Below are 15,794 nucleotides of genomic sequence, written 5' to 3'. Positions count from 1 at the left end.
TTACTGCCCCGTCAGCTTGAAGCCGATGAACACGGCGCGACCTTCGCCGGGCCAGAAGGCCGAGCGCGAACTGGCCGCGACTCTGGTGAAGTCGGTTACCGCCGTAACGCTCGACACATAGCGCGTGTCGTCCAGATTGCGGCCTTCGACGAAGACTTCCAGCCCGTCATTGACCTTTTTGGAGGCCGACAGGTTCCACACGGTGAAGCCCGGTGACTTCTGTGTATTGGCGTAATCGACCCACACATCCGACGGCGTCCATTCCACCGATGGCGCGATGCGCCAGCCGTTCTTTGAGCTGAAGGCCAGTTCGCCGCGGTAGTAATGCTCAGGGATGATGGGCAGGCGGGCATTGCCATAGGTCTTGTCATTATCGAACTTGAAATCCGACCAGGTATAGGTCTGACGCGCCATGACGGTCCAGTTACCGATTGTGCCGATGCGCCAGTCGAGCGCGGCTTCAAGCCCCTGATGGATTGTGTTTTGGGCGTTGAACGTAGCGGCAGGAATGTCAGGCGATACGATAAAGTTAAGCATCTCACCGTCGATTTCGGCCCGATACAGCGCCACATCCCAGGTCAGGTGTTGCGAGCGGCCGCGCGTACCGATTTCGGCGGTCACAGCCTCCTGCGGCCGCACGCTGGTAAACTGCGGCAGGGGTGTCTGCACCAGAGCGCCGTATGTCGGGGCTTCGACCGACTTGGTAATATTGGCGAAGACCTGCTGACCGCTGGCGTTTTGCCACAGAAGCCCAACGCGCGGCGCGAACCAGTCGAAATCCTTGTCGGCATTGTTGGCCGTATTGAGATAGTTGGTGTAGTCGCGCCGCGTCCAGCCGTAGGAGCCGCCGGCGATCAGGGCCAGTTGGTCTGTCACGAACAGGCGCCCCTCGGCGAACACGTCCCAGCTCTGGGCGTTCTGCACCGCGTTACCGGACATCGTGCCGGGCAAGCCGTTGCTGTTGGCGAAGGTGTGCGCGTCGATATTGCCGCTTCGGTAATTGACCCCGGCAAAGACGTCGTAGCGCTTGCTGCCCACTGTGCCCTGACCATCGAGGCGGGCAAAGGCACCATAGTTCTGATATTGCTGGTCAATATAGATGGAAATGGGGTGGATGAGGTGTTTCCACGCCGCATAGACGCCGCCTTCGACGCGCCAGTTGTCGTTGATCTGCCAGTCGCCCTGCACGGTGCTGCGCGCGGATGTGACGTTGCGGCCATAGCGCAGCAGCGGATAGTTGGCGGCGGTCGTCACCTTGGGCGTTGTCAGGGCCTGTGGCAGAGTCAACGCCCCGGCGATACGCTGATCGAGGTCATTGCCCTGAAAAATGAAGCGCAGCGAGCGGCCTTCGCCGAAGCGCCGCCCGACATTCAGCGTCACACGCTTGCCATTCTGTTCGGAATTGTCGCGCCAGCCGTCGGCATGGACGGTGCTGGCCGAGACATAGAGGTCGTAATCGCCGATCACATCGGCATAGGCGACCTGCCCGCGGGTGGTGCCGAAGCTGCCGCCTTCCAGCCGCACCAGCGTGCGGTAACCGGCATTGCGCCCGCTGGTCGTGACGTAGTTGACCGCCCCGCCCAGTTGCGCGCCGCCAAAGCGCGGGGCATTGCCGCCCTTATAGACTTCGATATAGCGCGCCGACAGCGGGTCGATCTCCTGATAATCGCCGGAGCCGTCGGCCTGATTGACCGGCACACCGTCGATGGACAGCCATGAACCCCGGTTGTGGGCCGAATTGCCGATACCGGAGCCGCGGATAGAGAAGCGACTGTCTTCGCCGAACTTCTTTTGCGCAAACACGCCAGAGACGTTTTTCAGCGTGTCATACATCCCGACCGCATAGCTGTTGCTGTAGGTTTCGGAGGCGACGACCGACACGGCACCCGGTGTCCGCGACAATTTGGCGCGGGTGTCGCGCACGGCGGATGGGTCTTCGGGATTGAGACGGCCGGTGACGATGACGGTGGGAATGTCATCCGCTTCGGATGCGAGAGGGGCGGCAAAAGCGGGCAGGGCGGCGCACAGGGCGAGGCCGGAAGCGCTGAGGCACAGCGCGAATATACGGGTTTTCATGAAGTAACCTGTCTGAAAGCACGACATATCAGCGCGCGTGACGCACGCTGAGCGAAAAAGCGATCAGACGAGGTGAGGGGGGCCGCAGGAATGCGGGCGCGGGGGGGCACGGGCCTTAGGTTGCGCCACATCCGACGCAGGCGTCAGCGGCGCAAGGCTTTGCGTATAGACGACAGGGACGACGGTGAGATCGGGCTGCGGAAGGCCGGTCAGGCCCGCCAGCACGCAATCGGCGCATTTGAGGCCTTGGGTGGCTTTTTCCGCCTTATCCTTGGCGACGGCTTGGCTGAGGGTCGTATCGACCACCGGCACTGCGCTGTTACACAAGACAAAACCAGACCCGTCGCGCGAAGCCGCCAGGAGGTGCGGCGGAAAAAGCACCTGAACCAGCAGGCCCATGACCACAGCGATCAGCGTCCAGAAGCGGGTTTCGCTTCTGGCCTTTGTGCCGTGAGACAGGGTGCGGGCTATGGCCATGTTTCCGCCTTAACCCTGACGTGTCGCGACTGTCAAGCGGCGTTGGCCACGACCTCGGCCAGCTTTTGCAGCGTCACATAGTCCGTCTTGCCCGAACCGAGGACCGGAATCGACTCGACCTTGACCAGCTTTTTGGGGATGGCCAGTGCCGGAACGCCCTTCTCCTTCGCCTGATCGGACAGGGTGGACAGGTCCGCCGCCGCATGATCGGTCAGCAGCACCAGACGCTCGCCCTTCTTGTCGTCAGCCAGCGACACGACGGCGTGGCGATGGTCCGGCCACACCTCCTCGGCCAGTCGCTCAACGGCGGTCAGCGAGACCATCTCGCCGGCGATTTTGGCGAAGCGCTTGGCGCGGCCAAGGATGCGGATGCAGCCATGGCGATCGATCGAGACGATATCCCCGGTGTCGTGCCAGCCATCCTTAGGGGCTTCGATAACGTCAGGCGTTTCGAGATTGATATAGCCCGCCATGACGTTCGGGCCCTTGACGTGCAGGCGTCCACCTTCGGGGATGCCTTCGACCACCTCAAGGCGCAACTGCATACCTGGCAGGGCGCGGCCCACCGTGCCGTAGTGATTGTCGGTCGGCAGATTGACCGCCAGAACCGGCGAGGTTTCGGTGACACCATAACCTTCGATAACGGTCAGGCCGTATTGTTCGCTGAACAGCTTATGCGTTTCGTCGCGCACCTTCTCGGCGCCGCAGACCACAAAGGCGAGCGTCGAGAAATCGTCCGGTTGCGCCTGACGGGCGTACTGGTTGAGGAAGGTATCGGTCGAAAACAGCAGCGAGGCCTTGGTTTCCTTGAGCAGGCCGGGGATCTGCTTGACGTGCAGCGGCGACGGGTATTGAAAACTGCGCATCCCCTGCAACAGCGGCAGGATCAGGCCGCCGGTCAGGCCCAGCGAATGGAAGATCGGCATGGGGTTGAAGCACACCCATTCCGGCTTCAACTCAATATGGGCAGCAATCTGAGCGCAGTTGAGCACCAGATTGGCCTGAGTGAGCACCACGCCGCGCGGTGTACCGAAGCTGCCTGAGGTGAACAGGATGACGCCGATGTCCGAGGGCTTGGCCTTGTGGGCAAAACGACGCGGCAGTTTGGAGGCCGCCAGACCGTAGAGTTTGTCGGGCAGAGACAGCGATTTGCGCAGGTCTTCGAGATAGAGGATGCGGACGAAATGCCCCATGGCCTCAACGAGGTCCTCCAGCTTGGCCTGTTGCACGAAGCGCTTCGAGGTGATCACCGTCTTGACCCTGGCGGTCAGGCAGCCCGTCTTGATATTGGCCGGACCGGCGGTGAAATTGATCATCACCGGCGTGCGCCCGTGGGCGTGCAGGGCAAAGAAGCTCAGAGCCCCGCCCATCGAGGTCGGCAGCATCAGGCCGATGCGCGTTTCTTTCTTCAGCGCCTTGTCGAACAGGCGCGCCAGCACGAAGGTGCGCAGGATAAATTCATTATAATCTGAGGGCTGGCGGTCCTGATCCTCGATGATGACCTTGGACTTGCCATGTGTTTCCGCGGCGTCGAGAAGCGCGTCGAACAGGGATTTCGTTTCGGCTTCGACATCAAAAGGGCGCACCATGCGCGATCACTCCCTTTGATCGGCTTGAAAGGCCGTCATTACGCTGCGGCTGCCGATCAATTCTGATTACACCCTATGAGCCTCTGCGTCACAAGTCAATTGAACATTGTTCAAATAATTGAGAGGTGGTCGTTATGTCAGGCATCAAGGCTCAGAAAGGCCTTAAAAACGGGGCCTAGTTCTTCTTCGCGGGCAACGGGTTTCACCTCGCACGGGGTGCGTCCGCCACACAGCCCCTTAAGATCACCTGTCCCAGCCAGAATCACAGGGGCGGAGGTGCGGCCCAGTTCCAGCCGGAAGCCGCCAAGCGCCCGGCGCGCTTCGCCCATCTGCTTGATCCAACCCTCACTCAGGTGCACGCGACGCAGATCGGGATTGGCCATGCGCCAGCGATGCGTCACCTTGCCCCAGGCATCGGCCGGTTCGTCTTCGCGGTGCCATTCGGTGGGGGAGGCCGATTGCGACGCGTCCCACGGCGCATAGGCCAGCACACCGCGCAGCGGCCAGTTGCGCGCATCCATGGCCAGCGCCGTCAGGACCCCTGACCCGTGCCCAAACAGATAAAGGGGCTTGGTGGGTGAAGGGCGAATGACCTCGGTCACAAAGCCTTCGGCGGCCTTAATCGGATGTCTGAAGTCAGGCAGGGCAATATCCTGATTTTGCGAAAGATACTTACCTGATCCGCCCTGACCCGGTGCTTCGAAAATCCATACGCTCAGCTTGTCCGCCACCGCCTGCTGCGCCAGTCCGAAATAGACTTCGGCCGGGTAGCGCGCATCGGCCAGGATCAGCAGGTGACCCCGCGGATTGAGCGGCGGGGCGGCAACGCCGTAACGCGCTTCGGGCAGGGTGCCGAATTTGAAACCGCTCCATACGAACCCGGCGGGCGGATAGGCGTCGGGCGACAGGCCGGGCGGGATTTGCGAGTCGGTAAAGGCCACACCCGTCTGGTCCGGGCCTTCGTTGCGCGCGCAGCCCGCCAATGTAGCGCCTATGCCGGCTGCCGAACCGACCAGTAAGCGGCGGCGGGACAGGGAAGGCGACAGCGGACGGACAGTGAACATAGTCCCAGCTTAGGCCAGATTCCGCCGCGCGGCCATCCCTTGTTACCCTATGTTATAAAGGACAAGGCCTTTTGGCTTGATAATGCCGGGCAAAAAGCCCAATTAGGGACGGACTGTTTCCTTATTAAAGTGTCCCCATGGTTAACCTGATCAACCGGCTCGATGCCTCGGTTTCCAAGCCTGACCTGCGCCATCCTGAAAAGCAGAATCGTCCGGACACCCCGATTCTGAAGAAGCCGGACTGGCTGCGTGTTAAGGCGCCGGGCTCCGAAGGCTATAATGCAACGCGCCAGACCGTGCGTGACGCCAAGCTGGTGACCGTGTGCGAAGAGGCTGCCTGCCCTAATATCGGTGAGTGCTGGACCAAGAACCACGCCACCCTCATGATTATGGGCGACACCTGTACGCGGGCCTGCGCCTTCTGTAACGTCAAGACCGGCCTGCCGCAGCCGCTTGATGCCGATGAACCGAACCGGGTCGGCATGACCGTGGCCAAGATGGGCCTGTCGCATGTCGTCATCACCTCGGTGGACCGTGACGATCTGGCCGACGGTGGGGCGGAACACTTCGCCGAGGTGATCCGTCAGATTCGCCTGCAATCGCCGAAGACCACCGTCGAAATCCTGACGCCGGACTTCCTGCGTAAGGACGGGGCGGCGGAAGTGGTTATTGATGCCAAGCCGGACGTCTTCAACCACAATCTCGAAACCGTCCCGCGCAACTACCTGAAAATCCGTCCCGGCGCGCGTTATTACCATTCGCTTCGCCTGCTGGAGCGCGTCAAGGAGCGCGACCCTTCGCAGTTCACCAAGTCCGGGATTATGGTCGGCCTTGGGGAAACCAAGGAAGAGGTGATGCAGGTGATGGACGATATGCGCTCCGCCGGCGTCGATTTCATCACCATCGGCCAGTATCTTCAGCCGACGCGCAAGCACGCCGCCATCGACCGCTTCGTTACGCCTGACGAATTCAAGGCCTATGAGTCGATCGCGCGCGCCAAGGGCTTCCTGATGGTGTCGTCTTCGCCGCTCACGCGCTCATCGCACCATGCGGGCGAAGATTTCGAGCGTCTGCGCGCGGCGCGCGACGCACAACTGGCGGGCAAGCGGGCCTGAGACGTGGCGCAGTTTCACCTTGAGCGCGTCCTGCCCTATGCGGCGTCGGACCTGTGGGACATGGTCAGCGATGTGAAGCGGTATCCGGAGTTTATTCCGTGGATTACCTCTCTGCGCGCCTACAATGCCTCCTCCCCCTCAGAAGGGGTGCACATGTTCGATGCCGATGTGTCGGTGGGCTATAAGATGCTGTCTGAGCGCTTTTCGACGCGCGTCACGCGCCGCGCCGATGACCTCAGTCTGCATATGGGCCTGCTGCGCGGGCCGTTGCGTAAGCTGAACGGTCACTGGCATTTTACCGAAATTGATGGCGGCACGCGCGTCGATTTCGACATGGATATGGATTTCAAAAATCCCATCCTCAATGCCATGCTGAAGGCCAATCTCAATCTCGCCGTCAGTCGCCTGATGAGCGTGTTCGAGGCCCGGGCCAAACAGCTTTACGGTAACAAGGTTTAAGCCTCGGCTTTCAGATGCTCCAGCGCCCACTGCAGGGCGTACATGACCGACTGTTCGCGGATATAGTCGCGGCCCAGATTGTCAAACACATGCACATTGGCCTGGGATCGGACCTCGCCATCAGGCAGGCGGAAGGCCAGTCCAAAACAGACCATGCCGACGGGCTTTTCAGCGGAACCGCCGGTCGGCCCGGCGATCCCCGTCACGCTGAGAGCCAGATCGGCCCCGGCAGAGGTCAGCGCCCCTTCGGCCATGGCGTGCGCTACGGGCAGGCTGACCGCGCCGTGTTCGGCCAGAACCCCCTCCGGAACGCCCAGAAGCTTTGTCTTGGCGGCGTTGGAATAGGTGACATAGCCTTCGTGGAACACGTCCGATGCCCCCGAAATACGCGTCAGGGCCGCGGCGATCAGCCCGCCGGTGCAGCTTTCGGCCGTCGCCAGCGTGCGGCCCTGCGCGCGGGCCAGGGCGAGGATGTCCGTCGCCAGATCAGAGGCGTCCATAGAGAAGCTCCCAAAAGAAAAGGCGTGGGGTCACAGACCCCACACCCCGTAATCTAGCCAATAAGGCTGAAATTACACGCCCGGATGCAGCGGTGCGTCCAGATTGCTGTTGGCGAAGTCCCAGTTCACCAGCGAGGTGAGATAGGTTTCAATAAACTTCGGACGCAGGTTCTGATAGTCGAGATAGTAGGCATGTTCCCACACGTCGAGCGTCAGGATCGGCTTGTCGCCCTTGGTGAACGGGGTTTCGGCATTGCCGGTCTTCACGACCTTCAGCTTGCCATCCTGACCCAGAACCAGCCACGCCCAGCCCGAACCGAACTGCGTCGCGCCGGCGGTCTTGAAGGCTTCGACAAAGGCGTCGAACGAGCCGAAATCGGCATTGATCTTGTCGGCGATGGCGCCCGTCGGCTGACCGCCGCCGTTCGGCTTCATCGAATGCCAGAAGAAGGTGTGGTTCCACACCTGAGCGGCGTTGTTGAACACGCCGGGGTTCGTGCCTTCCGAGGCTTTAACGATTTCGACCAGCGACTTGTCCGCGAACTCGGTTCCGTCGATCAGCTTGTTCAGATTGTCCACATAAGCCTTGTGGTGCTTGGCGTGGTGGAAGCTGAAGGTATTGGCCGACATGTGCGGCTCAAGCGCGTCGGTCGGATAGGGCAGAGCGGGAAGTTCGAAGGCCATGACATCCTCGGCAGGTTTGAAATGAGTAGAAAAGAACCAGAGTCGATATATGGGGGCGGGAATCGCTTTTCAAGGCAAATTTCGGTGAGAATAATTCTCAAAATTAGCCTTATAATTTCAGGGGTTAAGCCGGACGCAGGCTGGCGTACAGCGTGTGTTCGAACGCCGCGATATCCTTGCGTCCTTCCCTCAGGTCATCGCTTGAAAAGCCTCGCTTTATTTCGCCATCGGCCAGCAGCACACCGGCATCGCAGCGGGTCATGAAGCTGCTGACATCGTGCAATGCGGTCAGGATCAGGGCGCCTTCGCGGGCGCGCTGGCTCAGGCAGTTCTTGAGGGCGTAGATGGCCAGCGGGTCGAGCCAGTTGAAGGGCTCATCCAGAATGATCCGCGCAGGCTCGCCCACAAAGGCGCACATCAGCGCGATCTTCTGCTTCTGACCCGCCGACAGGGTGCCGATCATCTTGTGGCGCAAGGCGTTGTAATCGAGCGCTTCGAGCAGGGCCGGGTCGTCCGGGACCTGGGCCTGACGGCTTTCGGCGACCAGCGCCAGCAGCACCTGCGGCGTCAGTTCGGGTGGCAGGCTGTCGGGGGAGGGCGCATAGCCCCACAGGGCCGCGCGACGCTGCGGCGTGGCGGTGACATCTTCGTTCCCCAGCCAGAGACGGCCCTGCGCCACGGGCAACCGCCCGCTAAGGCTGTTGAGCAGGGTGGTCTTGCCGGAGCCGTTGACCCCCAAAATGCCGTACCAATGTCCGGGCGTTAGGGAGAGGGATACCGATTTCACGATACGCTTTCCGGCGATATCGACGCACAGGTCTTCGCATCTCAGAGCAGGCTGGGTCGCCATCTCTCTCTCCTTACACGCCGCATCAAGAGGATCAGACGCACAACCAGCCACAACAAAGCCGCCGGCAGGGCCAGCAAGGCCAGCAGGGCCGTCACCGCCAGATCAATCCCCAATACCCAATCCGCCGTCGCGGGCTTATGGCTGAATCGGGTCAGAAACGTCCACAGGATAAGCAGCCCGGTCGCAACCCCCAGCGCCAGGAGGATCAGCAGCCCCTCTTTCAGCGGCGCGCCGCTGATCAGCAGACTGAGGAAGCAGAGGCCCAGCCACAGGGCGAAGGGGGCAAGGGCGGTTTGCGTGAGGGTGCGGACCAGTGACGCCGGTTGCCAGCGCATAAACTGCGTCAGTTTGCTGGAAACCGGACAGAGCAGAAGGGCCAGAAGCGCAGAGCCAAGGCCGAACAGACCGAGGCCTGTCTGGGGTTCCGGGTTGTTGGAGAGCGCCAGATGCGTCGCCAGCGGTATCCCGATGATCAGAAGTCCGCAGGGCAGCCACAGTCGTTTATGGCGCAGTCGGCACCACAGCGGGGCCAGGGCCGCAAATGGCAGGCGGTCTGCGCCATTTGCCACCCCTGTTGTAAACAGCGGCGGTATCATGGCCGATAACATCCCGGCCCCCAGCCCCAACACCGCCCCCAGACTCCAAAGCCCCAGATCGCGCGGGGCCAGCACCGCCTGAAATACCAGAAGCGTCAGCCCTATGGGCAGACAGAGGACGGCTGTGCGAACGGCAAACCACAGCCGTCGCACCTGCGGATCACTGATCAGGGCGAAGAACGGACCTCTGAGCAGGTTTTGCGCATAGGCCGACCGCGCTGAGGGGAAAAGCTGCCGCGCAGCGAAAAAGAGCAGGGCGGCGCTACAGGCCCAGATGGGACGATTGTCGTGGGCCTGCGCGCTGAGGGCCTGAAACAGTCCGAACAGCAACCCGCTCAGCAAGGCGAACGCCATATCCAAGGGACGCCGCCGCCAGACACGCCAGCGGCTGAGCAGGCGTTCCTGATCCAGTCTGAGCAATATCTGAAAGCCCGGTTGCACTCAGAAGCCGTCGAAAAGGTTGAGGGTTTCCTCTTTCGGCTCGATTTTGGGCGTGGGTGTGACGGGCTTCGCCGGCGAGGCCGTCGCTACGTCGCGTACAATGCGTGTGGTGAAGGCCGTCTTGTTCTTTTGCAGGCTGGCCAGAAAATCCTTGGGCGTGTCGGTGATATGGTACTTGTTCGACCACAGCATCATCTCGACCAGAACAGGGGCGAGGTCGGCGCCTTTTTCGGTCAGGCGATAGATGTATTTGCGTGCATCGTCCGGGTCGGTGGCCTTGGAGATCAGCCCGGCGCTTTCCAGCTTCGACAGGCGGTCGGCCAGAATATTGGTGGCGATCTTTTCCTCGGCATTGAGGAAGGCCTTGTAGGTCGAACGGCCTTTGAACATCAGGTCGCGGATGATCAGCAGTGACCACGAGTCCCCCACCGCCTCCAGCAGCAGATTGATCGGGCATTTGGACCGTGTGCCGCGCGCGGCGTCTTTGGCCGTTTCTTTGACCGCCTTAGGCGCGGGCTTGGGGGCCTGGCGACGGCCGAAGGTCGCGGCGGGTTTGACTGGAGCTTGAGCCGTTTTGACCATGGCAGCGGGCTTTCGATGACGTTCTGAAATCGGATGCCAAAATGAATAGCAGATAACAAGTGAATTATTTATTGAATTGCGTTTTGAAATTTATGTCTGTGAGTTGCAAAATGCAATTATTTATTAAGACTTTGTATATAAAGCATTTCCACAGATGGCATAGACGATTTGGGTGGGGGCGAGGTTTAAAGAGAAGCCACAGATTACACAGATGGCACAGATTATCAGCGTCCTGAAGGAAACGCAGAGCGTGTCCCCAACACCCTGGGCGCGAAGCGCCAATCTGTGAAATCTGTGTAATCTGGGGTTCCCAAAATACGGATGCGAGCGCTGCATCTATGGCTTTCTGGGGCAGAGACTAAAAATACCGCACAAACGCGAAGCTTTGTCCGTCCGGAGCCCAGTTGGGGACATTCATCGTCCCCTGACCGCCGAACAGTTCAAATAGCGTCTCGGCTTCGCCACCTTCGGCAGGCATCAGGCGCAGGCGTACCGTTTGGTCACGCGGGTGGTCGCGGCCAACCGACGAATCATAGGACAGCCAAAGGACATGACGGTCGTCGGGCGATGGGTGTGGGAACCAGTCGGCATAGGGGCTGTCGCTCATGCGCTGAAGCTCGCGGCCGTCCCGGCGAATACGCCACAGTTGCATCTGACCGGAGCGGTTGGAATTGAACCATATCCACTCCCCATCGGTGGAAAAGTCCGGCCCGTCGTGAAGGGCGTCGCCGACGATCAGAGCGCGTTCGTCAGACCCGTCGATTCGGCTGATATAGATACCAAAGACGTCTTTCTGATGGATGCCGGTATAGGTGATCCACGCCCCATCGGCAGAAATACCGTGGTAATAGGAAGACATATGCACCGACACGCGCTGCGGGGTGCCGCCACACAAAGGGACGGCATAGATGCACGCGCGGTCGTATTCGGCTTTATCGGTAATCAGCAGGGTCTGACCGTCCGGCGTCAGGCCGTGGTCATTATTGCAGCGGACGGCAAAGCCCGTGTCGATCGCTTGTGGTTTGCTATCAAGGGGCAGGTGGTAAATACGCCCTTCGCTATTGAGGATCAGGGCCGCACCGTCCGGTGTGAAATGCGGTGACTCCCATAGCTCTGGTCCCTGAAAGACGACACGGCTCTGACGGCTTTGCAGATCGTAGATTTCGACGGAGCTACGCAACATCATGTGCGCTCGGCCTGCTTGGCCTTGTTCCACAAGGCGTCCATTTCGGCGAGGTTGGACTGTTCCGGTGTCTTGCCCAGTTTCGCCAGCTCGGCCTCGATCATCTCAAATCGGCGCACAAACTTGGCATTGGTGCCGCGCAGGGCGTCTTCGGGCTCCGTGTCTATCTTGCGCGCCAGATTGGCGATGACGAACAGGATGTCGCCTAGCTCGGCCTTGGCCTTTTCGTAATCGCTCGCCGCCAGTTCGACCTTCAGCTCGGCGACCTCTTCCTCCAGCTTGTCCAGCACATCATCAAGTGACGGCCAGTCGAAGCCGACGCGGGCCGCGCGTTTGGTCAGCTTGGCGGCGCGGGTGAGGGCGGGCAGGCCCACGGGCACGTCGTCGAGAATGCCGTGCTTGGCCTTGGCCTTGCGCTCGGCGGCCTTCTGCACCTCCCAGGCGGCGTTCTGTTCATCGGCGGTGCGGTCCCCGGCCTCCCCAAAGACGTGCGGGTGGCGGCGGATCAGCTTGTCCGTCATGGCCAGAGCCACGTCGTCGAAATCGAACAGCCCTTGTTCCTTGGCCAGATGGCTATGGAAGACCACCTGAAACAGCAGGTCGCCCAGTTCTTCCTTCAGGTCGCGCATGTCCTTGCGCGCTATGGCGTCGGCCACCTCATAAGACTCTTCGATCGTGTAGGGGGCAATCGTGTCAAAGGTCTGGGCCAGATCCCACGGACAGCCGCCGTCCCTGGCCCGCAGGCGATTCATCACCTCGATCAGCGCATCAATGGGGGCGGGGGGAGCCTGGGTCACGGGATAAACCTTTTGCTTTCAACGCCGCCTGAATGGCGGCATAGCGTTGTGGCGTCAGGTCATAGGATGTCATTGCCCACGCGCCAAGCAAAAGAAAAATGACCGGCAGGCCGATAAAAAAGGCTTCGACCCAGAACAGGGCTTCGGGCGTGTTGTGCGCCGCCTTGTTATCGAAGCCCAGCAGGGCCAGAGCCGACAGGGTGAGCACCGAAAAAGCGTAGCCGAGCTTGGTCGTGGCCGACAGAATCGACATCAGCGTGCCCTTCTGATCGTGGCCGGTTTCCAGCAATACCTCGTCACCAATGTCCGCCATCAGCGAGCGCGTCAGCAGCAGATAGGCGGCGTAGGGGATGCCGGCCAGAAACACCGCCACGGCCATGACCGGGAAGTTATTCGCTGGCACGAAGGCCAGCCCGCTGTAGACGACGGCGAAGATAATGGCCGAGGCGATCAGGGTGCGATGCTTGGAAAAGCGCTTTGAAGCCCAGTTCCACAGAGGCGCGCCCACAAGGCCGGCCACGAAATACAGCAGCATGGCGATGGTGCATTCAAAGCGCGTCAGCCCCTTGGTCTGCATGAAGTAGAAGAAGAACAACGCCCCCATAATGCCCGGCGCCAGCCCCATAAGCAGGTCAGCCAGCAACACCCGGATAACGTTCGGGCGGCGGATCATGTCGAAATAGGCCGCCAGCCGCACCTCATGCGTGGGCGCGTCGGACATCTTTTCCGGTACGATCCACAAAGCGATACCGATGGTCAGGGGCAGGGTGATCATGATGAAAATACCCATCCACTGCACGCCGGTCTGATAGGTCTGGCCGATGGCCTGCGCCACCACGGGGATCAGGGCCACACACAGGAGGCCGACAATATTGCCGATCTGCCAGAAGGCAAAAACCTTGGTGCGCTCGTCATAGTCGTCGGTCAGGACGCTGCCCCAACTCGACTGGCTGAGTGCCGCCATTGAGAAGCCGACGTAGATGACCAGCAGCCAGATACCGAGATACAGCGCCGAAGCGCCCTGCGGGGCCAGAAACATGAAGCCGGTGGAAACGAACAGCACCGGCAGGCACAGAGCCATCCACAGCTTGAACCGCCCGAAGCGGGTGCGGGTGCGATCCATCGCCCAGCCGATGACGGGATCAACGGCAATGTCGATCAGCTTGACGGCCATAAACACCACGCCGACCATCCATAGGCTGATGCCTATATAGGTGACGTAATATTCCGACAGGGTTACCGAGAGAGGGAGGCCCAGCGCCGCGAACGGGATGCACGGCCCGCAAAAGGCGAGCAGGCGTGGCCAGGTAACGTGTTTGGTTGACATGGCACCCCCTGTGAGCCCGTCTTTTGTGAGTTCGGCCAGATTGCCGTTTGCGGCAACATACCACGCGCTTTCAATTTGAACAATGTTCATTTTGTATTTGCAAGCCCATAACCGCGCTATAGTCAAAGGTTTGCATGTGACGTGTTCTTGCGCAATAGCACCTGTATCCACCTCAGTATAGATTTTCTATATATGAAGGCTTGACATTATTCGCTTAAACCTTGACGTTTAACCTAATCCGTAATTCAGCATGTCTCCTCGGCGACGGCGCGCTTGTGCCGCCGGATTGCGGGCCTTTTCTGTTCTCAAACTCTAAAGGCGACCGATGGACCACCATAATATTTCTCTTATTACCACCCTTGCGTCCGGATTCGGTCTGGCGTTGCTGTTTGGCTTTCTGGCCGAGAAAATCAAACTGCCCGCGCTGGTCGGCTACCTGCTGGCCGGAATCCTGATCGGACCGTCCACGCCGGGTTTTGTGGCGGATACACATATTGCCGCGCAGCTTTCGGAAATCGGCGTCATGCTGCTGATGTTTGGGGTTGGGCTGCATTTTTCGCTGGGCGATCTGATGTCGGTGCGCAAGATCGCCCTGCCGGGAGCGATTGTGCAGATGTCGCTGGCCACCTGTCTGGGCTTTGCGCTGGCGCACTGGGGCTGGGATTGGGGCATCGGGGCGGCGCTTGTCTTTGGGTTGTCTCTCTCCTGTGCTTCTACGGTCGTGCTGCTGAAGGCACTCGAAGCGCGCAACGCCATCGACAGCATGAACGGCCGCATCGCCGTCGGCTGGCTGGTGGTTGAGGATCTGGTGACGGTGCTGGTGCTGGTCGTGCTGCCGCCACTGGCGCATCTTCTGGAAAGTAATGGTTCTACGGGGAGTGCGCCGACCGGCAATCTGTGGGTCACCATCGGTCAGACCCTGCTCAGCGTCGGGGCCTTTATTGCGCTGATGATGCTGGCCGGGCGCAAGGTGTTTCCGTGGATATTGTGGCAGATTTCAAAGACCGGCTCGCGCGAACTGTTCACCCTGTCGGTCATCGCGGCGGCCATCACCATTGCCTGGGGGGCGTCAGAACTGTTCAGCGTGTCATTCGCGTTGGGGGCCTTCTTCGCCGGCATGGTGATGCGCGAGTCGAAATTCAGCCACCGCGCCGCCGAAGAATCCCTGCCGTTGCGCGACGCCTTCTCGGTGCTGTTCTTTGTGTCGGTCGGCATGTTGTTCGACCCGATGGTGCTGATCGAACACCCGATGGAGGTTCTGGCCGTCGTCGGTATCATAATTGTCGGTAAGGGGCTGGCGGCGGCGGCTTTGGTGCTGGTTTTCCGCTATCCGCTCAACACCGCCTTTACCGTGGCGGCTAGTCTGGCCCAGATCGGCGAATTTTCCTTTATTCTCGGTGGGTTGGGGCTGTCTCTTGGCATATTGCCGCAATCGGGGATGAGCCTGCTTCTGGCCGGGGCGCTGGTGTCCATTGCGCTCAATCCCTTCCTGTTTGCGGCCATTGCCCCTCTGACGCGCTGGGTTCTGGCCCATTCTGAGTTGGCGCGGCGGCATGAGCGGCGCGAGGACGTGCTGTCCGAACTGCCGCAGACGACAGAGGCGCGCTATCTGAAAGGACAGGTGGTGCTGGTTGGCTATGGCCGCGTCGGCAAGCGTATCGCGGCCACTCTGGACGGGCAGGGCATCGCCTATGTGGTGGTTGAGCAGAACCGCGAGCGCGTGGAGGACCTGCGCGAAAATGGTAAGGCCGCCGTTTACGGCGATGCCGTCGAACCGGAGGTGCTGGTGCAGGCTCACATCCATCACGCCGCCATGTTGCTGGTGGCGACGCCTGATCTGGTCGATATCCACCTGATGGTCGAAGCCGCGCGACGCGTCAATCCGGCCATAGAGGTTGTGCTGCGCACCCATAGCGAAGAAGAGATGCACTTCCTGCAACAGGCGCAGATGGGGACGGTCTTCTTTGGTGAAGAGGAACTGGCGCGCAATATCACGCGCCATGTGCTGGATCGTTTCAGTCCTGGAGCGGGATGATTTTAGATAGAAGCACCAT

Annotated in this window: 15 protein-coding genes; 3 read left to right on the top strand and 12 right to left on the bottom strand. The window is 60.5% G+C overall.

Features of this window, described 5'->3' with window-relative positions; all coding sequences use genetic code 11:
- From ASTEX_RS14485 to ASTEX_RS14470, 4 genes are all read right to left on the bottom strand, one after another.
- On the bottom strand, nucleotides 1-2,076 hold the full coding sequence (locus ASTEX_RS14485) for a TonB-dependent receptor family protein (protein ID WP_013480376.1): 2,076 nt from the start codon (nucleotides 2,074-2,076) through the stop codon (nucleotides 1-3).
- A 63-nt stretch (nucleotides 2,077-2,139) separates the two neighbouring features.
- A complete protein-coding gene (locus ASTEX_RS14480) occupies nucleotides 2,140-2,553 on the bottom strand; it encodes a hypothetical protein (protein WP_013480375.1) in 414 nt (137 codons plus the stop codon).
- A gap of 32 nt (nucleotides 2,554-2,585) precedes the next feature.
- Nucleotides 2,586-4,142, bottom strand: a complete 1,557-nt coding sequence (locus tag ASTEX_RS14475) for an AMP-binding protein (protein ID WP_013480374.1) — start codon at nucleotides 4,140-4,142, stop codon at nucleotides 2,586-2,588.
- Nucleotides 4,143-4,279: 137 nt separating this feature from the next.
- On the bottom strand, nucleotides 4,280-5,206 hold the full coding sequence (locus tag ASTEX_RS14470) for an alpha/beta hydrolase (RefSeq protein WP_013480373.1): 927 nt from the start codon (nucleotides 5,204-5,206) through the stop codon (nucleotides 4,280-4,282).
- A gap of 137 nt (nucleotides 5,207-5,343) precedes the next feature.
- On the opposite strand from ASTEX_RS14470, the gene lipA reads away from it, so the two are divergent.
- Nucleotides 5,344-6,321, top strand: coding sequence for a lipoyl synthase (lipA, locus tag ASTEX_RS14465; protein WP_013480372.1), 978 nt, complete (start codon nucleotides 5,344-5,346; stop codon nucleotides 6,319-6,321).
- 3 nt (nucleotides 6,322-6,324) lie between these two features.
- Complete coding sequence (locus ASTEX_RS14460; protein ID WP_013480371.1) at nucleotides 6,325-6,780, top strand: type II toxin-antitoxin system RatA family toxin; 456 nt, start codon at nucleotides 6,325-6,327, stop codon at nucleotides 6,778-6,780.
- On the opposite strand, the gene ASTEX_RS14455 is transcribed toward ASTEX_RS14460, so the two are convergent.
- The 8 genes from ASTEX_RS14455 to ASTEX_RS14420 all read right to left on the bottom strand — a co-directional run bounded on the left by ASTEX_RS14455 (nucleotide 6,777) and on the right by ASTEX_RS14420 (nucleotide 13,740).
- Nucleotides 6,777-7,280, bottom strand: a complete 504-nt coding sequence (locus ASTEX_RS14455; protein WP_013480370.1) for a CinA family protein — start codon at nucleotides 7,278-7,280, stop codon at nucleotides 6,777-6,779. The two genes, ASTEX_RS14460 and ASTEX_RS14455, sit on opposite strands and share 4 nt — an antisense overlap.
- A 72-nt stretch (nucleotides 7,281-7,352) precedes the next feature.
- Nucleotides 7,353-7,964, bottom strand: coding sequence for a superoxide dismutase (locus tag ASTEX_RS14450; protein ID WP_013480369.1), 612 nt, complete (start codon nucleotides 7,962-7,964; stop codon nucleotides 7,353-7,355).
- A 124-nt stretch (nucleotides 7,965-8,088) separates the two neighbouring features.
- Complete coding sequence (locus ASTEX_RS14445; RefSeq protein ID WP_013480368.1) at nucleotides 8,089-8,814, bottom strand: ABC transporter ATP-binding protein; 726 nt, start codon at nucleotides 8,812-8,814, stop codon at nucleotides 8,089-8,091.
- Complete coding sequence (locus tag ASTEX_RS14440) at nucleotides 8,793-9,851, bottom strand: hypothetical protein (protein WP_041659388.1); 1,059 nt, start codon at nucleotides 9,849-9,851, stop codon at nucleotides 8,793-8,795. The genes ASTEX_RS14445 and ASTEX_RS14440 overlap by 22 nt, the downstream gene beginning before the upstream one ends.
- Nucleotides 9,852-10,433, bottom strand: a complete 582-nt coding sequence (locus tag ASTEX_RS14435) for a winged helix-turn-helix transcriptional regulator (protein WP_013480366.1) — start codon at nucleotides 10,431-10,433, stop codon at nucleotides 9,852-9,854.
- 358 nt (nucleotides 10,434-10,791) lie between these two features.
- Entirely contained in the window at nucleotides 10,792-11,619 is an 828-nt protein-coding gene (locus tag ASTEX_RS14430; protein WP_013480365.1) for a TolB family protein, read from the bottom strand.
- A complete protein-coding gene (gene mazG / locus ASTEX_RS14425; RefSeq protein ID WP_041659560.1) occupies nucleotides 11,616-12,368 on the bottom strand; it encodes a nucleoside triphosphate pyrophosphohydrolase in 753 nt (250 codons plus the stop codon). Before mazG ends, ASTEX_RS14430 begins: the two co-directional genes overlap by 4 nt.
- A gap of 16 nt (nucleotides 12,369-12,384) precedes the next feature.
- Complete coding sequence (locus ASTEX_RS14420) at nucleotides 12,385-13,740, bottom strand: MFS transporter (RefSeq protein WP_041659559.1); 1,356 nt, start codon at nucleotides 13,738-13,740, stop codon at nucleotides 12,385-12,387.
- A gap of 325 nt (nucleotides 13,741-14,065) precedes the next feature.
- On the opposite strand from ASTEX_RS14420, the gene ASTEX_RS14415 reads away from it, so the two are divergent.
- A complete protein-coding gene (locus tag ASTEX_RS14415) occupies nucleotides 14,066-15,775 on the top strand; it encodes a cation:proton antiporter domain-containing protein (protein ID WP_013480362.1) in 1,710 nt (569 codons plus the stop codon).
- Nucleotides 15,776-15,794: the final 19 nt, after the last annotated feature.

The sequence above is a fragment of the Asticcacaulis excentricus CB 48 genome, assembly GCF_000175215.2.
Taxonomy (GTDB): domain Bacteria; phylum Pseudomonadota; class Alphaproteobacteria; order Caulobacterales; family Caulobacteraceae; genus Asticcacaulis; species Asticcacaulis excentricus.
This window is presented reverse-complemented; position numbering and strand designations above follow the sequence as displayed.